Annotated in this window: 22 protein-coding genes and 1 pseudogene; 14 read left to right on the forward strand and 9 right to left on the reverse strand. The window is 61.9% G+C overall.

What is annotated here, in order from left to right; all coding sequences use genetic code 11:
• Window positions 1-6 precede the first annotated feature (6 nt).
• Both KGA96_RS26230 and KGA96_RS26235 read right to left on the reverse strand, forming a co-directional pair.
• A complete protein-coding gene (locus tag KGA96_RS26230; RefSeq protein WP_046043751.1) occupies window positions 7-741 on the reverse strand; it encodes a helix-turn-helix domain-containing protein in 735 nt (244 codons plus the stop codon).
• Between the two features lie 315 nt (window positions 742-1,056).
• Window positions 1,057-1,986, reverse strand: coding sequence for a LysR family transcriptional regulator (locus KGA96_RS26235; protein ID WP_046043752.1), 930 nt, complete (start codon window positions 1,984-1,986; stop codon window positions 1,057-1,059).
• A gap of 124 nt (window positions 1,987-2,110) precedes the next feature.
• Between KGA96_RS26235 and KGA96_RS26240 the strand changes: the two genes are divergently transcribed.
• Together KGA96_RS26240 and KGA96_RS26245 are read left to right on the forward strand one after the other, a co-directional pair.
• Entirely contained in the window at window positions 2,111-3,124 is a 1,014-nt protein-coding gene (locus KGA96_RS26240) for a zinc-binding alcohol dehydrogenase family protein (protein WP_046043753.1), read from the forward strand.
• A gap of 264 nt (window positions 3,125-3,388) precedes the next feature.
• Complete coding sequence (locus KGA96_RS26245; protein WP_185754870.1) at window positions 3,389-3,562, forward strand: hypothetical protein; 174 nt, start codon at window positions 3,389-3,391, stop codon at window positions 3,560-3,562.
• Window positions 3,563-3,570: 8 nt separating this feature from the next.
• Here the strand turns inward: KGA96_RS26245 and KGA96_RS26250 are convergent, their stop codons facing one another.
• Both KGA96_RS26250 and KGA96_RS26255 read right to left on the reverse strand, forming a co-directional pair.
• The gene (locus KGA96_RS26250; RefSeq protein WP_223515466.1) at window positions 3,571-4,767 is read right to left on the reverse strand and encodes a multidrug effflux MFS transporter; all 1,197 of its coding nucleotides are present in this window, start codon (window positions 4,765-4,767) and stop codon (window positions 3,571-3,573) included.
• A gap of 90 nt (window positions 4,768-4,857) precedes the next feature.
• Window positions 4,858-5,055 carry a cation transporter gene (locus tag KGA96_RS26255; RefSeq protein ID WP_046043755.1) on the reverse strand — a complete coding sequence of 66 codons (198 nt, stop codon included), beginning with the start codon at window positions 5,053-5,055 and terminating at the stop codon, window positions 4,858-4,860.
• Between the two features lie 147 nt (window positions 5,056-5,202).
• On the opposite strand from KGA96_RS26255, the gene KGA96_RS26260 reads away from it, so the two are divergent.
• From KGA96_RS26260 to cueR, 3 genes are all read left to right on the forward strand, one after another.
• Window positions 5,203-5,586 carry a hypothetical protein gene (locus tag KGA96_RS26260; protein WP_046043756.1) on the forward strand — a complete coding sequence of 128 codons (384 nt, stop codon included), beginning with the start codon at window positions 5,203-5,205 and terminating at the stop codon, window positions 5,584-5,586.
• Between the two features lie 87 nt (window positions 5,587-5,673).
• Window positions 5,674-8,067, forward strand: a complete 2,394-nt coding sequence (locus KGA96_RS26265) for a heavy metal translocating P-type ATPase (RefSeq protein WP_223515469.1) — start codon at window positions 5,674-5,676, stop codon at window positions 8,065-8,067.
• Window positions 8,064-8,489, forward strand: a complete 426-nt coding sequence (cueR, locus tag KGA96_RS26270) for a Cu(I)-responsive transcriptional regulator (RefSeq protein WP_046043758.1) — start codon at window positions 8,064-8,066, stop codon at window positions 8,487-8,489. Before KGA96_RS26265 ends, cueR begins: the two co-directional genes overlap by 4 nt.
• A 140-nt stretch (window positions 8,490-8,629) precedes the next feature.
• Here the strand turns inward: cueR and KGA96_RS26275 are convergent, their stop codons facing one another.
• Window positions 8,630-9,523, reverse strand: a complete 894-nt coding sequence (locus KGA96_RS26275; RefSeq protein WP_046043760.1) for a PA4780 family RIO1-like protein kinase — start codon at window positions 9,521-9,523, stop codon at window positions 8,630-8,632.
• A 445-nt stretch (window positions 9,524-9,968) separates the two neighbouring features.
• Here KGA96_RS26275 and KGA96_RS29970 point away from each other — a divergent pair.
• Window positions 9,969-11,057 (forward strand): annotated as a pseudogene (locus tag KGA96_RS29970) (cache domain-containing protein); the annotation flags it as partial.
• Between the two features lie 129 nt (window positions 11,058-11,186).
• Window positions 11,187-11,915, forward strand: a complete 729-nt coding sequence (locus KGA96_RS29975) for a methyl-accepting chemotaxis protein (protein WP_404942377.1) — start codon at window positions 11,187-11,189, stop codon at window positions 11,913-11,915.
• A gap of 212 nt (window positions 11,916-12,127) precedes the next feature.
• Here the strand turns inward: KGA96_RS29975 and KGA96_RS26285 are convergent, their stop codons facing one another.
• Complete coding sequence (locus KGA96_RS26285; protein WP_223515471.1) at window positions 12,128-13,405, reverse strand: acetyl-CoA C-acetyltransferase; 1,278 nt, start codon at window positions 13,403-13,405, stop codon at window positions 12,128-12,130.
• A 237-nt stretch (window positions 13,406-13,642) separates the two neighbouring features.
• Between KGA96_RS26285 and KGA96_RS26290 the strand changes: the two genes are divergently transcribed.
• Window positions 13,643-14,995: a 3-oxoacyl-ACP reductase gene (locus KGA96_RS26290; protein WP_223515473.1), complete on the forward strand. Its 1,353-nt coding sequence runs from the start codon at window positions 13,643-13,645 to the stop codon at window positions 14,993-14,995.
• 2 nt (window positions 14,996-14,997) lie between these two features.
• The gene (locus KGA96_RS26295) at window positions 14,998-15,852 is read left to right on the forward strand and encodes a MaoC family dehydratase (RefSeq protein WP_223515474.1); all 855 of its coding nucleotides are present in this window, start codon (window positions 14,998-15,000) and stop codon (window positions 15,850-15,852) included.
• A gap of 564 nt (window positions 15,853-16,416) precedes the next feature.
• On the opposite strand, the gene KGA96_RS26300 is transcribed toward KGA96_RS26295, so the two are convergent.
• Together KGA96_RS26300 and KGA96_RS26305 are read right to left on the reverse strand one after the other, a co-directional pair.
• On the reverse strand, window positions 16,417-16,830 hold the full coding sequence (locus KGA96_RS26300) for a response regulator (RefSeq protein ID WP_046043766.1): 414 nt from the start codon (window positions 16,828-16,830) through the stop codon (window positions 16,417-16,419).
• 75 nt (window positions 16,831-16,905) lie between these two features.
• Entirely contained in the window at window positions 16,906-17,103 is a 198-nt protein-coding gene (locus tag KGA96_RS26305; protein WP_046043768.1) for a Flp family type IVb pilin, read from the reverse strand.
• 322 nt (window positions 17,104-17,425) lie between these two features.
• Here KGA96_RS26305 and cpaB point away from each other — a divergent pair, with 322 nt between their 5' ends.
• The 5 genes from cpaB to KGA96_RS26330 all read left to right on the forward strand — a co-directional run bounded on the left by cpaB (window position 17,426) and on the right by KGA96_RS26330 (window position 22,744).
• Entirely contained in the window at window positions 17,426-18,370 is a 945-nt protein-coding gene (cpaB, locus tag KGA96_RS26310) for a Flp pilus assembly protein CpaB (RefSeq protein ID WP_046043769.1), read from the forward strand.
• A 119-nt stretch (window positions 18,371-18,489) separates the two neighbouring features.
• Complete coding sequence (locus KGA96_RS26315) at window positions 18,490-19,680, forward strand: CpaE family protein (protein ID WP_046043770.1); 1,191 nt, start codon at window positions 18,490-18,492, stop codon at window positions 19,678-19,680.
• A complete protein-coding gene (locus KGA96_RS26320; RefSeq protein WP_046043771.1) occupies window positions 19,677-20,957 on the forward strand; it encodes a CpaF family protein in 1,281 nt (426 codons plus the stop codon). Before KGA96_RS26315 ends, KGA96_RS26320 begins: the two co-directional genes overlap by 4 nt.
• 9 nt (window positions 20,958-20,966) lie before the next feature.
• Window positions 20,967-21,851, forward strand: a complete 885-nt coding sequence (locus KGA96_RS26325) for a type II secretion system F family protein (RefSeq protein WP_046043772.1) — start codon at window positions 20,967-20,969, stop codon at window positions 21,849-21,851.
• A gap of 2 nt (window positions 21,852-21,853) precedes the next feature.
• Window positions 21,854-22,744: a type II secretion system F family protein gene (locus KGA96_RS26330; RefSeq protein WP_046043774.1), complete on the forward strand. Its 891-nt coding sequence runs from the start codon at window positions 21,854-21,856 to the stop codon at window positions 22,742-22,744.
• Here KGA96_RS26330 and KGA96_RS26335 read toward each other — a convergent pair.
• Window positions 22,741-23,031, reverse strand: a 291-nt coding sequence (locus tag KGA96_RS26335; protein ID WP_223515476.1) for a DUF6124 family protein, incomplete at its 5' end; no start/stop codon positions are given. The two genes, KGA96_RS26330 and KGA96_RS26335, sit on opposite strands and share 4 nt — an antisense overlap.

Consider the following 23,031-nt stretch of genomic DNA (forward strand, 5'->3'; position numbering starts at 1 on the left):
CGGCTCCTACAGCGCCATTTCCAACTCGGTTTCCAGGGCAAAGCGATAGATCTCGCGTTGCCCGGAAGCCGTCACCTGCAAGGCTCGGGAATCGTTGGGCAGGCTCAACCACCCCGACTGCATGAACAGCTGCAACAATGCCGCGCCCAGCGAACCACCCAAGTGCGGGCGTCTTTCGCTCCAGTCAGGGCAGGCGCAGGCAACCCTGCCGTTGTGATGAGCCAGCGCCTGGACGAACACTCCACGTGCCGCCAACTCCGTCGCGCCCTTGAGCGTGACCGTGACCCGCTGATCCAAGTGCTCGATCCAGCCTGCCTCCAGCAGTCGCTGATACAGATCGGCGGACAGGGTGCCCCCCAAGTGATCGTCGCACAGCCGGGCACTCAACAATGGCGAACGCACCGCCCGGGGTTTGACCAGCGGTGAATTACGCTTGAATACGTCCGGAATATCCTGGGGTGCGCTGGCGAAGGTCGCGCTGGCCAGTGCTTCGATTGCCGCCCCGACCTCGGGAGCGGCCAGGCGGAAGAAGCGTTTGCGGCCGCGGTTTTCAACCTTCAGCAGACCTCCGGCGGACAAACGCCCCAAGTGTGCACTGGCCGACGACGATGACAGGCCGGCCAGCAATGCCAACTCTTCGGTTGTTCGCGCCGAACCATCCATCAAGGCCCACATCATTGCGCTGCGCTTTGGGTCAGCCAGCAACGTGGCGATCTGGCTGATGCAAGGTGCATGTTCCATGTATTCACTCCCTGTTGAATCGTTTCGTCTACTGCCCAGAGAAATCTTGACCAGTAATGTGTCGTCGGCCAATCCGTGGAAACTGCCATAAGCCCGGCAACGCCTTGCTCACTCATTTGCGCTGCCTGGCCGATGCTGCGTAGGCCAGAAGGATGACCGTGCAGCCGGGCCGACTCGAACGTGGACCCGCCATTGGGGATCGACGCTACTGACATGATGAGGGCGCTAGTATATGCGGGTTGCTCGGCGGATCCTTTCCTCCGCCCGGTGTAGGTGGTGATCGTTCCTGAGGGAAATTTCTCTTTTTTCGTGCGACTAATGATCGATATCCGATAAGCCCGGAAATTGACTGCTCAAAAGGGCGCATCGTCTGGCAAGCATTTCACGCAACAGGTTCACCGGCTTACTCAATTGTGCGCGATGGGCGCACAACAGATTCAACGGTGCGCGCTCACAGAGCAGCTCCGGCATCAGCACCTTCAAGCGACCGGCCAGAACATCGGCGGCCACATCGAGCCAGGACTTGTAAGCGATCCCGGCACCTGCCACGGCCCAAAGGCGCACGACATCGGCATCGTCGCTGAAACGATCGCCGCTGACGGTCAAGCTGACTTCGCGTTTGCCGTCGTGAAAACTCCAGTGATCGTGGACCCGGCTGCCGAGCATGTACAACAGGCAATTGTGCTGTGCCAGTTGTTCCAGATGTCGCGGCTCGCCATGCCGGGCCAGATAGCCGGGAGCGGCGCACAACACCCGGCGGTTCTGCGGGGCGATGGGCAGCGCCACCAGGCTGGAGTCTTCCGGTTCTCCGTAGCGCAGGGCAATGTCTACCGGTTGGCGAAACAGGTCGGCGATGCGGTCCCCCAGCAGCAAGCGCACGGTGAGTTTCGGATGCTCGCGTTGAAACTCGTCGAGCCAGGGCAGCAGCAGGTTGCGGCCAAAGTCCGAAGGTGCCGACAGTTGCAGCACCCCGCTGACCTGGTCCTGACCACTGGCCAGCAATCGCCGGCCCTCGTCGAGATTGCTCAGGGCCGCGCGGGCGTATTCGAGAAAGCCCTCACCTTCGGCGGTCAGGCGCAGGCTGCGGGTCGAACGGGCCAACAATCGGGCGCCGAGCTGCTGTTCGATGCGCTTGAGCGCCGCACTGGCCACCGCCGCCGACATGTCCATGCCCCGCGCGGCGGCGGACAGACTGCCAAGGTCCGCCGCCCGGACAAACAACTGCAAGTCATCGAAACGCAGCATCAGAGCACCGATTATCAAAAAAATATTGAAAGAGACTGCTCTTTTAGCTGGTTTTATCTTCAGGAGAAATAGCCAATCATCTGCCCCATCGAATCTCTTCTTTATTAGTGTTCCGGAGCCGCCCATGAAAGCCATTGCCTACTACGCCTCGTTGCCGATCAGTGACGACAAGGCTCTGCAAGACATCGAACTGCCGGAGCCGGTCGCCGGCCCCCGCGACTTGCTGGTGGAAGTCAAAGCCATCTCGGTCAACCCGGTAGACACCAAGGTGCGCCAGAACGTCCAGCCCGAAGGTGGTGCGGCCAAGGTGTTGGGTTGGGATGTGGCCGGTGTGGTCAAGGCGGTGGGCAGTGAGGTGACGCTGTTCCAGGCCGGCGACAAGGTGTATTACGCCGGCTCCATCGCGCGTGCGGGCGGCAACAGCGAGTTGCATGTGGTGGACGAGCGCATCGTCGGCCACATGCCAAAGACCCTGGGTTTCGCCGAGGCCGCTGCCCTGCCGCTCACCGCGATCACGGCCTGGGAACTGTTGTTCGAGCGCCTGCAAGTACGCGAAGGCAAAACCGCTGAAGGCCAGAGCCTGTTGATTGTCGGCGCGGCGGGCGGCGTGGGCTCGATTCTTACGCAACTCGCTCACCAACTGACGGCCCTGAAAGTCATCGGCAGCGCTTCGCGTGCGCAAACCCAAAGCTGGGTGAAAGAGTTGGGCGCCGATCTGGTCATCGACCATGGCCAGCCACTGAGCGAAGCACTCAAGCGTGCCGGTGTGGATCAGGTCACCCACGTCGCCAGCCTGACGCAAACCGACCAGCATCTGGACCAATTGATCGAGGCATTGGCACCCCAGGGCAAACTGGCGCTGATCGATGACCCCAAGTCGCTGGACGTGACCAAGCTCAAACGCAAGAGCCTGTCACTGCACTGGGAGTTCATGTACACCCGTTCGCTGTTTGAAACCGCGGACATGATCGAGCAACACAACCTGCTCAATCGCATCGCTTGGCTGATCGATGCCGGGACACTGAAAACCACGGTGGGCGAACACTTCGGCACGATCAACGCGGCCAATCTGCGCCGTGCCCATGCCCTGCTGGAAAGCGGCAAGGCCAAGGGCAAGATTGTGCTGGAAGGGTTCTGAAGCGCTGAAAAAAACCATCGCTGATTTCATCGACTTCTGCTGTTTTCCGACTGCGACCGGGCAATCCCGGTCGTAGACAGCCTCTGTGGCCGCCCCAGAAAAGCCGTGTTTTTTTGGTTACAAACCGTCAGTCCGACAGTTGATCCTTGTCACAATGGTGACCGTATACGGGACTACAATCGAATCTCCTGCGAGGCATTCTTTTGCGTAACGTCTTTTACGAGACATCTTTTACGAGACATCTTTTGCGAGAGGAGATCGGCTATGAAGATCCTGATAAAAGAACTGGCAAAATCCCAGTGGCAAGTCCGCCTTGACCAACACGCTGTGACGTTCCGCAGCGAAGCAGAAGCTCGCGCTTTCACGCGTACCCTTGAAGCCCGCATCCAGGCCCCTCACCAGATCCCCATCCTCCTCCCGCAGCGTGCAGCCGGCTGACTCCAGCCTCAAACCTGGGCTTGCGCCAGCGCCCGGGCATTTTGCAAACGCCGGGTGAGCACCGCTGCGCTCACCACCAGAATTCCACACAGGCTGATGACCATGGCCATCGGCACGGCGCTGCCGTCGTGCAGCACGCCCACCAGCGCAGAGGCGCCGGCAGCCACGCTGAATTGCAGACAACCGAGCAGCGCCGACGCGCTGCCGGCCCGTGCGCCCTGCCCGCTCATCGCACAGGCCGCGGCGTTGGGACTGATGCAACCGAGGCTGGCGATACAGATGAACAATGGAATAAGCAGCGGCCACAATTGTGCCGGGTGCAGCGAGCTGACAGCGAGCAGGGCCAAACCGGCCGTCAGATAAACCCACACTGCGCGCGCCAGCAAGAACGTCGGGCCACGCTTGGCCAGTAACCGCGCGTTGACCTGCGCCACCAGAATGAAGCCCGCCGCATTGATGCCGAACAGCCAGCCGAAATGCTCGGCCGCAACGCCGTAGAGCTTGATGATGATGAAGGGTGAACCGGCGATGTAGGCAAACATCCCGGCGATGGCGATGCCCCCGGTCAAGGCATGGCCAAGAAATATCGGGTCAGCCAGCAACCGGCCGTACTGACGCAGCGCACCCGACAACGGTTGACGCGGCATATGGGCCGGCATGCTTTCCGGCAATCCCGTCGCCACCGCCAGCCCCGCCAGCGCACTGAAACCGGTCAAGGCCAGGAAGATCGACTGCCAGCCTGTGGTGTTGACCAACAACCCACCCAGCAAAGGCGCGAGGATGGGGGCAAGTCCCATCACCAGCATCAATTGCGAAAAAACTTTCGCCGACCCCACCGCATCACACTTGTCGCTGACCACCGCCCGGGAAATCACCATACCCGCGCAGCCGCCCAACGCCTGGATGAAACGCGCGCCGATCAGCCATTCAAGATTCGGCGCAAAGGCGCACGCCACGGATGCGGCGGTGAACAAACCGACACCGATGAGCAAAGGAATGCGTCGCCCGAAACGATCCGCCACCGGGCCATAGGCCAACTGACCGATGGACAAGCCGAAGAAGTACACTGCCAACGTCATCTGAACGTGATTTTCGTCCGTCCCGAAAGCCAGGGCCATGGCCGGGAAGGCCGGCAGGTAGAAATCGATCGCCAGCGGACCAAATGCGCTCAAGGCGCCGAGAATCAGAATGGTTCGGAAGTTCATCAGGCATCCAGTGGGGCAGAAGTCGGCAGCCCGACAGTCTAGCTGCGCATGGACGCCTTGAACATTCCGGTAGCTCGCTAACTATCAAATTCAGGCCAATTTGACGCCGTAACCCTCTTCGCTGATCGCCTCGATCACCTGCTCGGCGGTCAGCGCACTTTCGACACCCACCTCCCTGGCCGCCAGATCGACCCGCACACTGGCCGCCGGGTCTTTGGCCTGGACCGCCTGAGTGATGGCCTTGACGCAGTGACCACAAGACATGCCTTCAACGTTGAACACTTGCATGGATGACTCCTTTTCCGAGGGTTGAGCCCAGTTTCGAGCTTGCCACCATGGCAAGGTCAAGTTCTGAAGTTAGCTGCCGGGCTGGCAATCGGCGCGACGCTCGGCCAAGCTGCGTCCATCAATGACTCGAACTCAGGAGATTCAGCCATGCGCTGGTCAGTTTTCAGCCTGTTTGGCTTTCTCAGCCTTTTCGCCGCCGTGCCTTCGGTCAATGCTGCCGGTCAGGATTATGGCGTGCTGATCATTTCCCGCGAGCGCCTAGAAGTCGCGACCAGCTGCGAAATCGGTGTGTACATCCAGGATCAATTGGCGGCGCGGCTGTTTCAGGAACAGAGCACCTCGTTCAACCTGCCGCCGGGCATCGTCTCGCTGCGCCTGAAACTGCTGCCGGGCCAGGTCCCGGGCTGCAATCCGGGCATGCTCGCGCCGGGTTCGCAGGATATCCAGCTCAAGGCCGGGGATGTGCTCAAGTACCGGATCGCGATGACGCAGGACGGGATGTACCTCAAGCGCGCCGGTCTCGGCTACTGATCGGCTGCTTGATCTGAATTATGGCACTTGACCTTGCCAGCATGGCAAGGTTGATCCTGTGGTCATCTACTACAGGGAGTGCGACCGATGTCCGAATCCACCACGTTCGACCTGCCGATTGCCGGCATGACCTGCGCCAGTTGCGCTGGGCGGGTCGAGCGCGCCTTGAGCAAAGTCATTGGCGCCAGTGCCGTCAGCGTCAACCTCGCCACTGAACAGGCGCGGGTCCAGGCACCCAGCGACAGCCTGTCGGCCCTGATGGATGCCGTGGCCAAGGCCGGCTACAGCGTGCCGCAACAGCGCCTGGAATTGAGCATCGACGGCATGACCTGCGCTTCCTGCGTCGGTCGCGTCGAGCGTGCGCTAGGCAAGGTTGCCGGGGTGAAAAGCGTCAGCGTCAACCTGGCCAACGAACGCGCCCACCTTGAACTGCTCGGCCAGATCGACCCGCAAACCTTGATCGCCGCGGTGGCCAAGGCTGGCTACAGCGCCAGCGTGTGGGAAGTCGAACACCCGCCAACCGACGATCAACAACAGCGCCTGCACCGCGAACGCCTGGCCTTGATCATCGCCATTGCCCTCGCCTTGCCGCTGGTATTGCCGATGCTGCTACAGCCATTCGGCGTGCACTGGATGCTCCCGGCCTGGGCGCAATTCGCCTTGGCCACGCCGGTGCAGTTCATCTTCGGTGCACGGTTCTACGTCGCCGCGTGGAAAGCCGTGCGCGCCGGGGCCGGCAACATGGATTTGCTGGTTGCCTTGGGCACCAGCGCCGGGTATGGCTTGAGCCTGTACGAATGGGCCACCGCCGCCGGGCGCATGCCGCATCTGTACTTCGAAGCCTCGGCGGTGGTGATCGCCCTGGTGCTGCTGGGCAAGTACCTGGAAAGTCGCGCCAAGCGCCAGACCGCCAGCGCCATCCGAGCCCTCGAAGCCTTGCGTCCGGAACGGGCGATCCGGGTGATCGATGGCAACGAGCAAGACGTCGCCATCAGCGCCCTGCGCCTCAACGATCTGGTGATGGTCAAACCCGGCGAACGCTTCCCGGTGGACGGCGAAGTGGTTGAAGGCCAGAGCCACGCCGACGAAGCCCTGATCAGTGGCGAGAGCCTGCCGGTGCCCAAGCAGCCCGGCGACAGAGTCACCGGTGGCGCGATCAACGGTGAAGGCCGGTTGCTGGTGCGTACCCAGGCCCTCGGTGCGGAAACCGTGCTGGCGCGGATCATCCGTCTGGTGGAAGACGCTCAGGCTGCAAAAGCGCCGATCCAGAAACTGGTGGATAAAGTCAGCCAGGTGTTCGTGCCCACTGTGCTGCTGATTGCCCTGGCCACCCTGATCGGCTGGTGGCTGTACGGCGCACCGATGGAAACCGCGCTGATCAACGCCGTGGCGGTGTTGGTGATCGCCTGCCCGTGCGCCTTGGGCCTGGCCACGCCGACCGCGATCATGGCCGGCACCGGCGTGGCGGCGCGCTACGGGATTCTGATCAAGGACGCCGAAGCACTGGAGCGAGCCCATGAAGTCAGCGCGGTGGTATTCGACAAGACCGGCACCCTGACCTCCGGCGCCCCGCGCATTGCTCATCTGAGTGCTATCGACGGTAATGAGGCGAGCTTGCTGCAATTGGCCGGCGCCCTGCAACGCGGCAGTGAGCACCCGCTGGCCAAGGCTGTTCTGGATGCCTGTGCCGAGCGTGGATTGAAGGTGGCCGATGTCAGCGACAGCCAGTCCCTGACCGGCCGCGGCATCGCCGGCAACCTCGAAGGGCGTCGCCTGGCGCTGGGCAATCGGCGTCTGCTGGAGGACAGCGGCTTGAATGCCGGGCCGTTGGCCGACTCCGCAATCGCGTGGGAAAAAGAAGGCCGGACCTTGTCCTGGCTGATCGAACAATCCCCCGAACCACAGGTGCTGGGCCTGTTCGCCTTCGGTGACACCCTCAAGCCCGGCGCGCTGCAAGCGGTGCAACAACTCAGCGCACGGAACATCAGCAGCCACCTGCTGACCGGCGACAATCGCGGCAGCGCCAAGGTGGTGGCCGAGGTGCTGGGCATCCACGATGTGCATGCCGAAGTGCTACCGGCGGACAAAGCCGCCACGGTCGCCGCACTGAAACAATCCGGGGTGGTGGCGATGGTCGGCGACGGCATCAACGACGCCCCGGCACTGGCCGCCGCCGACATCGGCATCGCCATGGGCGGCGGCACCGACGTCGCCATGCACGCGGCCGGCATCACCCTGATGCGCGGCGATCCGCGACTGGTGCCGGCCGCATTGGAGATCAGCCGCAAGACCTACGCCAAGATTCGGCAGAACCTGTTCTGGGCCTTCGTCTATAACCTGATCGGCATTCCGCTGGCGGCGTTCGGTTTCCTCAATCCAGTGCTGGCCGGTGCGGCCATGGCGTTGTCGAGCGTCAGCGTGGTGAGCAATGCGTTACTGTTGAAAACCTGGAAACCCAAGGACCTGGAGGACAACCGATGAACATCGGCCAAGCGGCCCGCCACAGTGGCCTGAGCGCAAAGATGATCCGTTATTACGAATCCATCGGCCTGCTCAAGGCAGCCCATCGCACCGACAGCGGCTACCGGGTGTACGGCGATGACGACCTGCACACGCTGGCGTTCATCAAGCGCTCGCGGGACCTGGGGTTTTCCCTGGAAGAGGTCGGCAAGTTGCTGACCCTCTGGCAAGACCGCCAGCGGGCCAGCGCCGATGTGAAAGCGTTGGCTCGCCAGCACATCGATGAGTTGAACCAGAAGATCCGCGAGTTGGGCCAGTTGCGCGACACCTTGCAGGACCTGGTCGAGCACTGTCAGGGCGATCATCGGCCGGATTGCCCGATCCTGAAGAATCTGGAGTCGGGGTGTTGTGCCACTCCGACCAACCACCGCAACGCCCTGTAGGAGTGAGCCTGCTCGCGATAGCAATCTGCCTGACACATCAATGTTGAACGTGCCGACGCTATCGCGAGCAGGCTCACTCCTACAAAGGATTTGGGTGGCGCACAAAAAACCCGGCCGAAGCCGGGTTTTTCTTTATCCGATCACTGCATCCAGGGCGGAGGCGGTTCTTCGGTCTTGCCCGGCGGAGCATCGTCCGCCGCGCGTACGGCTTGCTTGCGCTCTTCATCCAGGCGCGCGGCCTCGATCTCGCGCATGATGCCGCCCACGTCCGCCAGCTCTTCCGTGTCGGCGAACTCGCCGGTCAGAACACTGGCCGGGTGCAAGGTGCCGGCCTCGTACAAGGCCCACATTTCCTTGGCGTACTTGGTCTTCTTCAACTCCGGTGCAAACCGCCCGAAGTAGGACGCCATGTTGCCCACATCCCGCTCCAGCATGCTGAACGCGTGGTTGTTGCCCGCTGCGTCCACCGCCTGCGGCAGGTCGATGATCACCGGACCGGTCGGCGTCAGCAGCACGTTGAACTCGGACAGGTCACCGTGCACCAGACCGGTACACAGCATCAGCACGATCTGGGAAATCAGAAACGCGTGATACTCCCGGGCCTGGTCCGGCTCCAGCACCACATCGTTCAGGCGCGGAGCGGCATCACCGTACTCATCGGCCACCAGTTCCATGAGCAGCACGCCTTCGAGGAAGTCGAACGGCTTGGGCACCCGCACACCGGCACTGGCCAGACGGAACAGCGCCGCCACTTCGGCGTTCTGCCAAGCGTCCTCGGTTTCCTTGCGGCCAAACTTGGAGCCCTTGGCCATCGCACGGGCCTGACGGCTGTTGCGCACCTTACGGCCTTCCTGGTACTCGGCCGCCTGACGGAAACTGCGTTTATTCGCCTCCTTGTAGACCTTCGCGCAACGCAACTCGTTGCCGCAGCGCACCACATAAACAGCTGCTTCTTTACCACTCATGAGTGGGCGCAGCACCTCGTCGACCAGACCGTCCTCGATCAGGGGTTCAATGCGTTTTGGAGTCTTCATCAGCTTTTATTGTGGGTCCTTTATTACCAAACACGCGAAAGTCATTCGTTATACGGCAATCCACTCACGGGGGGGAGGGGTTGCCGACTTATGAACATTGCAGATGCACACAATGTACCGATTTCATCAGGTAAAACCGACGACCGCCATGGTCGTTCCAGATCATAGCCGAGCCTGCGTCACTTGTTGTGCATGGGCATTGAGGGTAATTGCGACAGAAGCTGACACCACCGCTCATACCTTCCGTAGGATTTTTCCCAACAGGCCTCAATTTCCTCCAACAACAGCCGAAGTCCTAAGTGACAAAGTGATTTGTCCGACAATCGCTGCCACAACAAAAGCGATGCCGCACTCAAGGACCCGGGTTGACCAAGAACGTTTACGGCTGCCAATAAACCGCGAGTCATCTGCACTGCGTGGGCCTACAAGAAAATCTGGAGCGCGGATGAACATCAAACAGAAGTTGACCTGGGCGTTTGCAATCATCGCCTGCCTGCCCGTGGTGCTGGTCGCCACCCTCGTTGTGCTGAACCTGCGCAGTGATGCCAGGGACGAATTCGTCGACGGCAGTGCCCGCGAGATTCGTCAGGTCAGCAACGCCATGCAATTGTTCTTTGACGGCATCAGCCAGAACGTCGATTACCTGGCCAAGCAGCCGTTGATCCGAAACTCCGACGACAGCCTCAAGACTTACATGGCCGCCAACGCCGAGAGCGTCCCTCAGGGCGAGACTGACAAAAAAGTCTTCACCCTGCTCCAGGATCTGGGCAACAGCCACCCGGCCTACGCCTATGCCATCCTCGGCACGGCGGCGGGCGGCTACGTGTCGTGGCCGGATGATCCGAAGCTGAATAACTACGACCCGCGCCAGCGCCCCTGGTACAAGGCGGCCCAGGCCAAACCGGGCAAGCCGTTCCGTACCGAGGCCTATTACTGGGCCCAGGACGACGCGACCTACGTCAGCACCGTGCGCACCATCGACAACAAGCTGGGCACCAATGGCGGCGTGGTCAGCATCGACGTGACGCTCAAGCAGCTCACCGAAATCGTCAAACAGATCAAGCTCGGTGAAACCGGCTACCTGATGCTGCTGGAAAACACCGGCATGGTCCTGGTGGATCCGAAACAACCGGAACACAACTTCAAACCGCTGAACAGCCTTGGCGACGGCTACGCGCAACTGGCCAAGGCCGGCAAAGGCCTGGTGGAAGTGGAGCTGAACGGCGAGCACTACATGGCCAACGTCTGGCCATCGGAACAACTGGGCTGGACCTTCATCGGCCTGATCAAACAGGACGACGTGATGAGTTCCGCGACCCAGTTGACCTGGTTGATCGCCATCATCGCCGCCGTCCTGGCTGTCATCTTCGCCGTCGTCGGCGCCAGTTTTGCCAGCCTCATCGTGCGCCCGATCCGCAGCGTGGCCAGCGGCCTGGAAGGCATCGCCCAGGGCGAAGGCGACCTGACCCAGAACCTGCAAATCCGTGGCAATGATGAAACCGCGCAACTGGCCAACTGGTTCAACCAGTTCCTGACCGCGATTCGCAACCTGATCCAGAACATCGGCGGCGCGGCGGGCAAAATCCTCGCCACGTCCAGGAGTTCGACCCAGGTCTCCAGCGACATGGCCGAAGCCGCCGGACGCCAGCGTGAAGCGGTGGACATGGTCTCCACGGCGTTCCACGAAATGGTCGCCACCGCCAACGAAGTCGCGCGCTCTTGCAGCCATGCGGCGGAGTCTGCCGACAGTGGCCAGCGCCAGGCTCGCGAAGGTCAGCAGCAGATCGATGCGGCGGTGAACAGCGTTGATCGCCTGAGCCAGGAAATCGAACAGTCGGCCCAGTCGATGCAACAGCTCGAACGCGACAGCAACGACATTCAGTCGATCCTGGGGACCATCCGCTCGATCGCCGAACAGACCAACCTGCTGGCGCTGAACGCCGCGATCGAAGCGGCCCGGGCTGGTGAACAAGGTCGCGGCTTTGCCGTGGTGGCTGACGAAGTGCGGGCCCTGGCCAAGCGCACGGCCGACTCCACGGCGGAAATCGACGGACTGCTGGGCAACCTGGCCAAACGCACCAGCCAGGTGACCCAACAGATGCACGCCAGCCTGGAAGTGTCCCAGCAATCGGTGACGCGCATCGGCGAGGCGCGCAACAGCTTCGGGCAGATCCGCGAGTCGGTGGACGTGATCCGCGACATGAACACCCAGATCGCCACGGCGGCGGAACAACAGCATCAAGTGGCCGAAGACATCAACCGGCACATCAGCCAGATCCATGGCGATGCGCAGCTAGTGGCGGAACTGGCCAACTCGGCGCGCCTGGATTCCCAGAGCCTGGCCGGGTTGTCCAATGAGCTGGACGGGTTGGTGCGCAGGTTCCGTACATAAGCGAACCGATCAACTGTGGCGAGGGGGCTTGTCGGAACGCCGCACCGCCCCGTTCGGTTGCGAAGCAGCCGTAAAGCGATCAACGTAGTGTGCCTGAGAAAAAGCGGTCGCTGATTTTACGACCGCTTCGCGCTCGAACGGGGCGGTGCGGCGTTCCGACAAGCCCCCTCGCCACAGGGATACTCAGTGTACTGGCCCCCGGAGCTAAACACTCAGCGCTCGATAATGGCGGTCACGCCCTGCCCGCCCGCCGCGCAGATCGATATCAGTCCCCGCCCCTTGCCCGCTGCATCCAGCAACTTCGCCAGGTTGGCGACGATACGCCCGCCCGTGGCGGCAAACGGATGCCCCGCTGCCAATGAACTGCCCTTGACGTTGAGCCTGCTGCGGTCGATCGAGCCCAGCGCCGCATCGAGCCCGAGACGGGTTTTGCAGTACTCCGGATCCTCCCAGGCCTTCAAAGTGCACAGCACTTGCGCGGCGAAGGCTTCGTGGATTTCGTAGTAGTCGAAGTCCTGCAAGGTCAGGCCATTGCGCGCCAGCAAACGCGGCACGGCGTAGACCGGTGCCATCAACAAGCCTTCGGCGCCGTTGACGAAATCCACCGCCGCCGCCTCGCCGTCACGCCAGTAGGCCAGGATCGGTAACCCGCGTGCCTTGGCCCATTCCTCGCTGCCCAGCAGCACCAGTGACGCACCATCGGTCAGCGGCGTGGAGTTGCCGGCGGTCAGAGTGCCCCTGGCGCTTTTCTCATAGGCCGGCTTGAGCGCGGCGAGCTTTTCCAGCGTCGAATCCGGGCGAAGGTTGTTGTCGCGGATCAGGCCCAGGAACGGCGTCATCAGGTCGTTGTGCCAGCCCTCAGCGTAGGACGCGGCCAGTTTCTGGTGGCTCTCAAGCGCCAATTGATCCTGTGCCTGGCGAGGGATGTTCCAGGTCTGGGCCATCAGCTCGCAATGTTGGCCCATGGACAACCCGGTACGCGGCTCGCCGTTGCGCGGGAACTCGGGGATCAGATGCCTGGGGCGCAGCCGCAGGAATGTTTTCAGTTTATCGCCGGTGGTTTTCGCGCGGTTGGCTTGCAGGAGGATTTTGCGCAGCCCCTCGCTGACGCTGATCGGCGCATCCGAAGTGGTGTCCACGCCACCGGCGATGCCGCAGTCGATCTGGCCCAGGGCAATCTTGTTCGCCACCAGCAACGCCGCTTCCAGCCCGGTGCCGCACGCCTGCTGGATGTCATAGGCCGGGGTGGCGGGCGACAGCCGCGAACCCAGTACGCACTCGCGCGTGAGGTTCATGTCCCGCGACAACTTGAGCACCGCCCCGGCGACCACTTCGCCGATGCGCTGGCCGTGCAGGTTGTAACGTTCGATCAGGCCTTCGAGGGCGGCGGTGAGCATCACCTGGTTACTGGCCGTGGCGTAGGGGCCGTTGGAGCGGGCGAAGGGAATCCGGTTACCGCCGATGATCGCGACGCGGCGCAGTTGGGTCATGAAGAGCTCCTGACAAAAGACCTGATGTAAACACTAACCCCTGTGTGAGCGAGCCTGCTCGCGAAGAGGTCAGCACATGCAACATCGATGTTGGCTGATACACCGCCATCGTCGGAACGCCGCCCGGAGCAAGCTCGCTCCTACAATGTAACCAAGCGTAGGCCTTATCTCGTGGATCGAAAGACTGATCGCCATTCATGGTCCACACTTTGAACCCCAGCTTTCGGAGCGCGTTCCATGTCTGACCGCTATATCGACTTCGCCAATTCGTCCATCGGCCATCGCCTGGTCGGCGCCCTGGGGTTGCCGGTACCGAGCAGACTGGAGCGCTGGCAAGCGGGCCGGCTGCGACCTGTAGAAGGCGCTCTGCTGATCGGCGGCGGGCCGTTGGCGGAACACGTCAGCGCCTTTGCCAACCGCCTGACCGACGCGATCTACAGCTACGGCACCGAGCCTTCGATAGCCACGGCCTGGATTCCCGGCCACGGACCGAAACTCAAGGCCGTGGTGTTCGACGCCAGCGACCTGCTGCACACCGATCAGCTCAAGCAACTGCGCGAGTTTTTCCAGCCTCTGATGAAGAACCTCGATCACTGCGCACACCTGGTGATTCTCGGGCGTGATCCGCAAACCCTGCGTGACCCGTTTGCCGCCAGTGCCCAGCGTGCCCTGGAAGGTTTCAGCCGCTCCCTGGCCAAGGAGCTGCGCAGCGGTGGCACCCTGCAATTGATCTACGTCGGCGAAGGTGCCGAGGCGCAACTGGAAGGCCCGCTGCGGTTTTTCCTCTCACCGAAAAGCGCCTTCGTGTCCGGGCAGGTCATTCGCTTGAATCCATGCGCGACGCCAGTCGCCGACTGGACTCGCCCGCTCGCCGGGCGCAGGGCACTGGTCACCGGTGCGGCACGAGGCATTGGTGCCGCCATCGCCGAAACCCTGGCCCGCGATGGTGCCGATGTCATCCTGCTCGACGTACCGCCGGCCAAAACCGATCTCGAAGCCCTTGCCGCACGCCTCGGCGGGCGCAGCATCACCCTCGACATCTGCGCCGAAGACGCCGCAACGCAGTTGGTCGAACAACTGCCCGACGGCCTCGACATCGTGGTGCACAACGCCGGCATCACCCGGGACAAAACCCTGGCCAACATGACCCCGGAATTCTGGGACGCGGTGCTGGCGGTCAACCTCAACGCGCCGCAAGTGCTGACCAAAGCCCTGCTCGACAGCGGCACCCTGCACGACAACGGCCGGGTGATCCTGCTGGCGTCCATCAGCGGCATCGCCGGTAATCGCGGGCAAACCAATTACGCGGCGAGCAAGGCCGGGTTGATCGGTCTGGCACAAGCCTGGGCGCCGCTGCTCCACGAGCGCGGCATCAGCATCAACGCCGTGGCGCCGGGCTTCATCGAAACGCAGATGACCGCGCACATTCCCTTCGGCCTGCGCGAAGCCGGACGGCGCATGAGCTCCCTCGGCCAGGGCGGCCTGCCGCAGGACGTCGCCGAGGCCGTGGCCTGGCTCGCGCAACCGGGCACCGGCGCGTTCACCGGGCAAGCTTTGCGCGTATGTGGGCAAAGCGTTCTGGGGGCTTAAGGATGATCACCGACTGGCACACACTCAACCGCGAACCCAGCCTGCCGGGGTTGTACGCACGAGCGGCGACACGGCGAAAAATCACCGGCAGCCGCCTGCCCGATTCGGGTTTGCGTTGCTGGGTCGAAGTCGATCCCAAGCGCCTGGCGGCCTATCGCAAGGTCTGTGGTTTCGCCGACAACAGCCTGCTGCCGCCAACCTACCCGCACATCCTCGGGTTTGCCTTGCAGATGCAACTGCTCACAGCCAGGGACTTCCCGTTCCCGCTGCTGGGCCTGATTCACCTGAGCAACCGCATTCGTGTGCTGCGCCCCATGGGCGGGGTGAGTCGGGTGCGCGTCAGCGTGCAAGTGCAGAACCTGCAACCCCACACCAAAGGCGCGACGTTCGATCTGCTGACCAGCCTCGACGATCAGTTGGGACCGTTGTGGAAAGAAGAAAGCCGGATGCTCTGTCGCGGCGTCAAACTCGAGGGCGAACCGCTCGAAGAGAACCTGGTATCGAGCCTTGTCCTGAGCGAAATCGAGCACTGGAAAGCGCCTTCGGAGATCGGCCGGCAATATGCCAGGGTGTCCGGCGACTACAACCCGATTCACCTGAGCGCGGCCAGCGCCCGACTCTTCGGCTTCCCGACCGCCATCGCCCATGGCCTGTGGAACAAGGCACGCACGCTGGCTGCGCTGGCCGGGCATCTACCTGCGGCAAATGTTGAGATCGCCGTGCAGTTCAAGAAGCCGGTACGGTTGCCCAGCGAGGTGACGTTGCTGGCCAGTGCGCCCGGGCCGAGCGGGGATTTTCAATTGGTGGGTGTCGGGGAGCTGGAGCATATGGTCGGGCATTGGCGGCCGGTGGTCTGAGAAGGCTGATGTTTGTGGCGAGGGAGCGTGCTCCCAGATAATCAGGCCGGCCGATAGGCCGCCATCGCGAGCAGGCTCACTCCTACAGTTGGGCTGGGTACATTCGAAAGAAATTGGTCGGCTGTCAGTCGCCTTCGCTGGCAGGCCAGCTCCCACAGAAGAGCAAAGGCAGAGCATCCCACACCACCCCGTCGCCTCTCACCACTCATCAGGCCGAGCGTTAGCTCGCCTGCAGCTCTTGATCTTGATCCACCCGCCCCCTCGGAAGGCTGAGTGGAGGTGTTCATCCGGGGATTGGCGCGCAGCGCCGTTCGACGCAGTCGAACTCATTGCATGTAGGTCGAAGCGAAGCCGACCGGAGGGCAATGCCCCCGGATGAATACCGCAGCGAAGGAACGCCGAGCCTAAGCGAGGGGCCGTACGTAAGGGGCGAGACTTTTTGGTTCCTTTTGGGGCGTTTGCCAAAAGGGACTCGCCGTAAGGGCGAAACCGCCAGTAGCCGTTACCGCAGAAATGGATATGTACTCGATCAACCCAAACATGGTCGGCCCAGAGGCCGCCAAGTCAACCTTTGACCAGATAAACCTGCGGTTGAGGAAACAGATTATTGAGCGTCTCCAACAACCGCACGTGATAAATCGGCTTGCGAAAAAGATCCAGCACCTGCAAGCGCAACATGTCACTGACATCATCCATGCCCGCATGCCCCGACATCACAATCACCGGCAAATGCTGGCGCGACGTATGCTCGCGCAAGCGCTTGATCAACGACATGCCGCTCTCCTCCGGCATGCGTAAATCGGTGATCACCAAAGCGATATCGGGATGCCGGGTCAGGTGCTGCAGCGCGAGCTTGACCGAAGTGGCCGTAAAACAATTGAACCCCTCACCCTCCAGCAACTCCGCCAACTCAAGCAATGCGTCCTCTTCGTCATCCACCAGAAGCAGTTGTTGGCGTGGCTGTGCGTGAGCGTTCATGAGGTAACACCTGCAATGGACGAAGCGCTGACGTTAGAAACCCTGTGAAGCAACAGCAAATTGTCGACTTCCTTGTCACAGCGCCGCTTGAATCGTGTTGAACGTGGCAGTGATGGCGTTCTGAACACCTCCACTGAAACCGGCGAGCACCACCGCGACCATGGCCGCAATAATCGCGTACTCAATACCGGACGCACCCTCGGTATCCTTGGCCAGGCCCTTGTAAAAAGCGATCCCGGATTTGACCTTCTCAACAAGCTTGGAAAAAGACATGACATTTCTCCTGGACGACGACGGGTGTTGCACGGACGCAACATGATTCCCCAGTGCCAGCACCAGCATTGTCGGCATTCCCCGGCCCAACAACTGTAAATACGCATTAACACTAAAGTATTAACCGTTTCGTTGACGTCAAAAACAGGTCGTTTTATCGCAACTTTGCACTTTCGTTAGATATTGTTTCCACACTAATGGCATTTTGCTCTACCTGCGCTACGGTCAAATAGCGAAATAGTTCCATGTTCATAGCTGCCTGATTGCGAAGTTGTCTCGTTAGACCTGACGGGGTTTGCGCAGCAGGAAAGGGAGAGCCTTCATGAACAGCCGTGTCACTCTGGGCCTCGCCGGATTGTTTCTGGTCGGCGCCATCATTACCGGTTACTGGGGACTCACATTGAGTCGTCAACCGGCCCCCGAGACCGTTGCCCAATCCACCGTCAATGCACCACTCGCCATTGCACAGCTGCCAGTGTCGGCAAATGACCCGACCCGCCATCCCGTGGTCGTGCTGGTCAACGATGTCGCGCCGTATACGCCGATCACCGCCGCCGATGTCGTCCTGGAACAGTTGCACACCGCCCCGGCCGGCAGCCTGACCAGCCTCGACCAGGCGATTGGCCGTACCCCTTGGCGCGCCCTCACCGCCGGCAGCTGGCTCAACGACGAAAGCTTCGAAGCCGGCAGCAAGCTGTCACGGATGATCCGCCCAAATGAGCGCGCCCTGGCGGTTGCCATGGAAGAAGTGGTCAGTATCGGCGGGCAACTGACACCCGGTGACTATGTCGACGTGCTGCTGTTCCTGCGTATGGACACCCTCAATCCGCAGCCAACGGCCCAACTCGTGGTGCCGGCCTTGCGGGTGCTCGGGGTCGGCGAGCAGTTGGGGTTGACCAACGACGGCCAGCCTTCCAGCCCGGCGCGCAACGCCGATGAAAAACTCAAACAGGATCAATCCCGAGGCGCGGCCCGGACCGTGTTGCTCGCCGTTCCAGAACAACTGGTGAGCCGCCTGATGCTCGCGACCCAGGCCGGCGTGCTGCGCCTGGCCGTGCGTAGCGCCGATGAAAAACGCCTGGCGCGCTACTGGGCCGGTGAAAGCAGCTCTTCCGCCAACCTGGCCAATGCCAACCGCGAGTTATTGCAATTCAGCCAGCTGGCCATGACTGCGCCGCCCAAACCCGTTGCCAGCCCTGGCGCCGTATCGCGCAAAACCAGCGTGGAAGTCATTCGCGGCAACGAGATCACTCAACAAACACCCTGAGTCGAGCAAGGATACCTTTCCATGCGCAGACCTTTTACGCCACTGTTCAACGGCTTGATCCGGGCCACTTTGCTCGGCGGCCTGCCGGCGAGTGCGGTATCACGCAGCGAGTTATCGCAATGAGCCAGAACCTGAGTCAAACCTTCCTCGCGATCACGCGCAACAGCACCGACCTGGAATGGCTGCAAGGTGCCCTTGCGCCCTTGGGCCAGGTGGTCAGCGCCGGTGGTGGCAGCCTCGACGAACTGTTGGCACTGGTGGACGTGACCTGCGCCAGCCTGGTGTTCATCGGCCTGGACCGCGACCACGTGGTAACCCAAAGCGCGCTGATCGAAGGCGCGCTGGAAGCCAAACCGATGCTGGCAATCGTCGCGCTGGGCGACGGCATGGACAACCAGCTTGTGCTCAATGCGATGCGCGCCGGGGCCAGGGATTTCGTGGCCTATGGTTCACGCTCCAGTGAAGTCGCGGGGCTGGTGCGACGCCTGAGCAAACGCCTGCCCGCCATCGCGCCGAACACGCACCTGGGCCGCCTGACCGTACTGTATGGCGTGCAGAGCAGCGCCGACGGCGCATTGCTGGCCACGCACATGGCGCAAGTGGTGCAAAAAAGCGGACAGCACACGCTGCTGCTGGACCTTGGATTACCCCGGGGCGATAGCCTGGCGCTGCTGGGCCTTGAAAGCTCGTTTCATTTCGGTGATGCATTGCGCCACTTGCGACGCCTGGACGCGACGCTGATCGACAGCGCCTTCACCAGTTGCGAAGCCGGGCTGCGCATCCTCGCCTACGCCAGTGGCGATGAACCGCTTGAACACACCAGCGCCGCCGAGCTGTACATGTTGCTCAGCGCCCTGCGCCAACACTTCCAGCACATCGTGGTAAACCTCACGGGCCAACCTGACAGCGAAGCGCTGCGCACCTTCGTCAACCATTGCGACAAACTGCTGTGGTACACCGACCAGAACGTGCTCGACTGCCGCCGCAACCTCACGGTGCTCAACTTGTGGCGCGAAAAAGGCATGAAGCTCGATCACGCCAAATTGCTCGTGGACCGCTACCTGCGCAGCGTCGCACCGGACTCCGACACCCTGGGCAAAACGTTCGGCCTGGAGATCATCGCCACCCTCGCCTACAGTCCGGAAGTGCGGCTCAACGCCAAGAACCAGGGCCTGACCTTGTTCGAACTGGCCCCACGCGAAGGCCTAACCCAGAGCCTGCGCACCCTCGGCGAGTGCCTGGCCAAACATTCCGAAGGCCTGGCCAAACCCAAGACCGGCTGGTTCAACCGCTTGAGGGGCGCACAATGAGCAGTGAAAAACTCTTCGGCTCCCCCCATCGCGGCGCGGTCGGCAATACCGACCACGAAGGCCTGAAACTGGTGCTGCACCGCTACATCATCGACGCCATCGAAGAGTCGGGAAAAAACCTGCTGGAGGGCTCGCGCCAGGCGCTGTCGCAGTTCGTGATCGACAAAGTGGCCGAGTACATCGCGCGTTTGCACCTGGCGATTTCCCGCTATGAAATGGAGCGCCTGGCCGAAGAGATCGTCGACGAACTCACCGGTTTCGGCCCGTTGGAAGTACTACTGCGCGACACGGCGGTGACCGAGATTCTGGTCAACGGTCCGCACCGGGTATTTGTCGAACGCGAAGGCGTGCTGCATCTGAGTGACCTGCGCTTTATCGATTCGCACCACGTCGAACGTGTCATGCAACGGATTCTCGCGCCCCTGGGCCGGCGCCTCGATGAGTCTTCGCCGATGGTCGATGCGCGCCTGCCGGACGGCAGCCGGGTCAACGCCATCATTCCGCCGATAGCCCTCGATGGCCCCTGCCTGTCGATCCGAAAATTCCGCAAGGACATGCTCAAAAGCTCCGATCTGATGGCGATGCAAACCATCGATCACGCAATCTTCGAATTCATTCAGGAAGCCGTGGGCAAACGCTGCAACATCCTGATCAGCGGCGGCACCGGCACCGGCAAGACCACGCTGCTGAACATTCTCAGCCAGTTGATCAACCCTCAGGAACGACTGGTCACCATCGAAGACGTCGCCGAACTGCAACTGGGCCACCCTCACGTCGTGCGCCTGGAAACCCGTCCACCGAATGCCGAAGGCCATGGCGAGGTGAAAGCCAGCGACCTGATTCGCAACGCCCTGCGGATGCGCCCGGACCGGATCATCCTCGGCGAAATTCGCGGAGTCGAAGTGGTCGATGTATTGACCGCCATGAACACCGGCCACGACGGCTCGATGAGTACCGTACACGCCAACAACGCCCAGGATGCGCTGCTGCGCCTGGAGACCCTGGTGGGCTTGACTGGCCGCAGCATCGCCGAGCGCACCCTGCGGCAAATGATCTGCGCGGCGCTCGACGTGGTCATCCAGCTCACGCGCATGCCCGACGGTCGCCGCTGTGTCAGCGAAGTGGTGGAAGTCGTCGGTGTGCGCGACGACGTGTATGTCACCAACACACTGTTCCGTTTCGACCGCCACACCGGATTCGGTTTCCTGCGCGAAGCCGTAAATCCGGCTGGCGACAAATTGCGCCGGGACTCGGCGCTGTCTCCCTCGGCGTACTGAGGCCACGGCATGCTCAAACCGGCGCTGCTCATCCTCGTTTGCCTGATCTTTCTCGGCCTGGCGCTGCGCCTGCTCTATAACGGCTTGCGCCAGACCGGCAACGAACGGATTTTGGGACGCCTGAGCCAGGGGCAACCGCTGCGGGTCGTGCAGAAGCCGTCATGGGCGGGCCTTGAGCGGGCGTTCCTGCGCGCCGGACTCGGACGTCCCACCGAACGCCTGGGTCAATGGCTGGTGTTCTGGATACTCGGGGTGCTGCTGGGGATTGCCCTGGATGGCTGGATCGGCGCGCTGCTGGCGCTGCTGGTGCCTCCGGTGGTGGTACGACTGTTCGTCAGCTGGCGTTATCAGCGTCGCCTCAGTCGCATGATCGAACAGCTGCCGATGCTGCTCGACCACGCCGTGCGCAGCCTGAAGTCCGGACGGACCCTGGCCGATGCCGTGCTCGGCGCCATCGATGCGGCCGAAGACCCGCTGAAAAATGCCATGGGCCGGATTCAGCGCAATGTGCATCTGGGGGTCAGCCTGGCAGACGCCGCTTCGGACTTCGCCGAGCTGTACGAGAAAGATGAACTGCGCCTGCTCGCACTCGGTTTGAAGGTCAACCACCGTTACGGCGGCAATGCCAGTGAGCTGCTGGAAAACCTGATCAAGATGATCCGCGAACGCGAGCAAGCGGCTCGCCAGTTGAAGGCCATGACCGGCGAAACCCGTATCACTGCCGTGGTCCTTGCCTTGCTGCCGGTCTCGGTTGCTGGTTACTTTCTACTCACCAATCCGACCTACCTGCTTTCCATGTGGCACGACAGCTCAGGGCAAATCATGCTGGCGAGTGCCTTCGGATTTCAGGTGATCGGTTGCCTGGCGCTTTGGCGCATGTTGCGTAGCCTATGAATATGAAGATGCTCTTGCTGGTGAGCGCACTGCTGCTTTTCGGGGCGGCACTGTTGTTGCTCAGCGCCTTGCTGGACCAAAGCCGACGGGCACGCCAGGTGGCCCAGCGACTGGATGGCAAGGCGCCGGGTGATAGCCACTTCAGCCAACTGCTGCAAGCCCTGGGCGCCAGCCGCCTGGGGCAGCAGTCGGTCAAAATGGACAACGAAACCCAGGCCCTGCTCAACCGACTGGGCTGGCGTAGCGTACGCCAACGCTCCTTGTTCGCCGCCTTGCAGGTGGGCGTGCCGGTGTTGGCGCTGTCCTTGTGCCTGCTGATCCAGGGGCTGTTCTACCCGAATGTGGAGAACCACTGGATCGCCCCGATGCTCGCCACCAGCGCCGGCTATCTGTTGCCCAAACGCTGGCTGGCCGCCGCCGCACAACGTCGGCAAAAACAACTGGCCACCGAAACCTCAACCTTCATTGCGCTGCTGCGCACCCTGTTCGAATCGGGCATGGCGGTGGAGCAATCCCTGCGTGTGCTGAGCCAAGAGGGCAGGCAATTGCTGCCCGCCCTGACCCATGAACTGCGCCTGATTCTGACCCGCGTCGATTCCGGCCTGGAACTGGGCGAAGAGTTGAACAAGACCACCCGCTTGCTTGCAGTAGACGAGTTCACCGACACCTGCGTGATCCTTCAACAATTGATCCATCAGGGGGGCGGCGCGATGAAGTCCTTGATGGCGCTCAAACAGTTGCTCGACGACCGGCGCCTGACGCGCCTGCAGGAATACATCTCCAAGATGTCCGCCAAAATGTCCGTCGTGATGATGCTGTTTCTCTTCCCTGCGTTATTGATCGTCCTGGCCGGCCCGGGCTTCACGGCTCTGGCCCGGTCCTTTGGCCACTAATCCTGCGGATCGAGATTATCCAGCGCCCGATTCACCGCCAGCTCACCCAGCATGATCACCTGCGCAATCCCCAGCATCGTATTGCGCTGCGAACCCTGCAGAAACCCCGCGAAATCACTCGCCATCACACTCGCCGACGCCAGTGATTCACAGGCGTGGGCCAGCAGGGTTTCGGTGTCGATATTCGGGGCGATGACAAACATCGTGCCGGGCTTGTGGGGGGCAGGTTGCCTGGGGGGATTGAGGTAGTGATCGAGGGCGCGGTCGGCGGCTTCGTGGAGTTTGTT

It is taken from the genome of Pseudomonas sp. GL-R-26 (assembly GCF_019947365.1).
Classification (GTDB): domain Bacteria; phylum Pseudomonadota; class Gammaproteobacteria; order Pseudomonadales; family Pseudomonadaceae; genus Aquipseudomonas.

Coding starts and splice junctions, on each gene's coding strand:
- KGA96_RS26275 (WP_046043760.1), bottom strand. CDS start 9,523: ATGAAGACTCCAAAACGCATTGAACCCCTGATCGAGGACGGTCTGGTC.
- KGA96_RS26245 (WP_185754870.1), top strand. CDS start 3,389: ATGAAGATCCTGATAAAAGAACTGGCAAAATCCCAGTGGCAAGTCCGC.
- KGA96_RS26325 (WP_046043772.1), top strand. CDS start 20,967: ATGCTCAAACCGGCGCTGCTCATCCTCGTTTGCCTGATCTTTCTCGGC.
- KGA96_RS29975 (WP_404942377.1), top strand. CDS start 11,187: ATGGTCTCCACGGCGTTCCACGAAATGGTCGCCACCGCCAACGAAGTC.
- KGA96_RS26265 (WP_223515469.1), top strand. CDS start 5,674: ATGTCCGAATCCACCACGTTCGACCTGCCGATTGCCGGCATGACCTGC.
- KGA96_RS26235 (WP_046043752.1), bottom strand. CDS start 1,986: ATGCTGCGTTTCGATGACTTGCAGTTGTTTGTCCGGGCGGCGGACCTT.
- KGA96_RS26285 (WP_223515471.1), bottom strand. CDS start 13,405: ATGACCCAACTGCGCCGCGTCGCGATCATCGGCGGTAACCGGATTCCC.
- KGA96_RS26320 (WP_046043771.1), top strand. CDS start 19,677: ATGAGCAGTGAAAAACTCTTCGGCTCCCCCCATCGCGGCGCGGTCGGC.
- cueR (WP_046043758.1), top strand. CDS start 8,064: ATGAACATCGGCCAAGCGGCCCGCCACAGTGGCCTGAGCGCAAAGATG.
- KGA96_RS26315 (WP_046043770.1), top strand. CDS start 18,490: ATGAGCCAGAACCTGAGTCAAACCTTCCTCGCGATCACGCGCAACAGC.
- KGA96_RS26260 (WP_046043756.1), top strand. CDS start 5,203: ATGCGCTGGTCAGTTTTCAGCCTGTTTGGCTTTCTCAGCCTTTTCGCC.
- KGA96_RS26330 (WP_046043774.1), top strand. CDS start 21,854: ATGAAGATGCTCTTGCTGGTGAGCGCACTGCTGCTTTTCGGGGCGGCA.
- KGA96_RS26240 (WP_046043753.1), top strand. CDS start 2,111: ATGAAAGCCATTGCCTACTACGCCTCGTTGCCGATCAGTGACGACAAG.
- KGA96_RS26250 (WP_223515466.1), bottom strand. CDS start 4,767: ATGAACTTCCGAACCATTCTGATTCTCGGCGCCTTGAGCGCATTTGGT.
- KGA96_RS26255 (WP_046043755.1), bottom strand. CDS start 5,055: ATGCAAGTGTTCAACGTTGAAGGCATGTCTTGTGGTCACTGCGTCAAG.
- KGA96_RS26290 (WP_223515473.1), top strand. CDS start 13,643: ATGTCTGACCGCTATATCGACTTCGCCAATTCGTCCATCGGCCATCGC.
- KGA96_RS26230 (WP_046043751.1), bottom strand. CDS start 741: ATGGAACATGCACCTTGCATCAGCCAGATCGCCACGTTGCTGGCTGAC.
- KGA96_RS26305 (WP_046043768.1), bottom strand. CDS start 17,103: ATGTCTTTTTCCAAGCTTGTTGAGAAGGTCAAATCCGGGATCGCTTTT.
- cpaB (WP_046043769.1), top strand. CDS start 17,426: ATGAACAGCCGTGTCACTCTGGGCCTCGCCGGATTGTTTCTGGTCGGC.
- KGA96_RS26300 (WP_046043766.1), bottom strand. CDS start 16,830: ATGAACGCTCACGCACAGCCACGCCAACAACTGCTTCTGGTGGATGAC.
- KGA96_RS26295 (WP_223515474.1), top strand. CDS start 14,998: ATGATCACCGACTGGCACACACTCAACCGCGAACCCAGCCTGCCGGGG.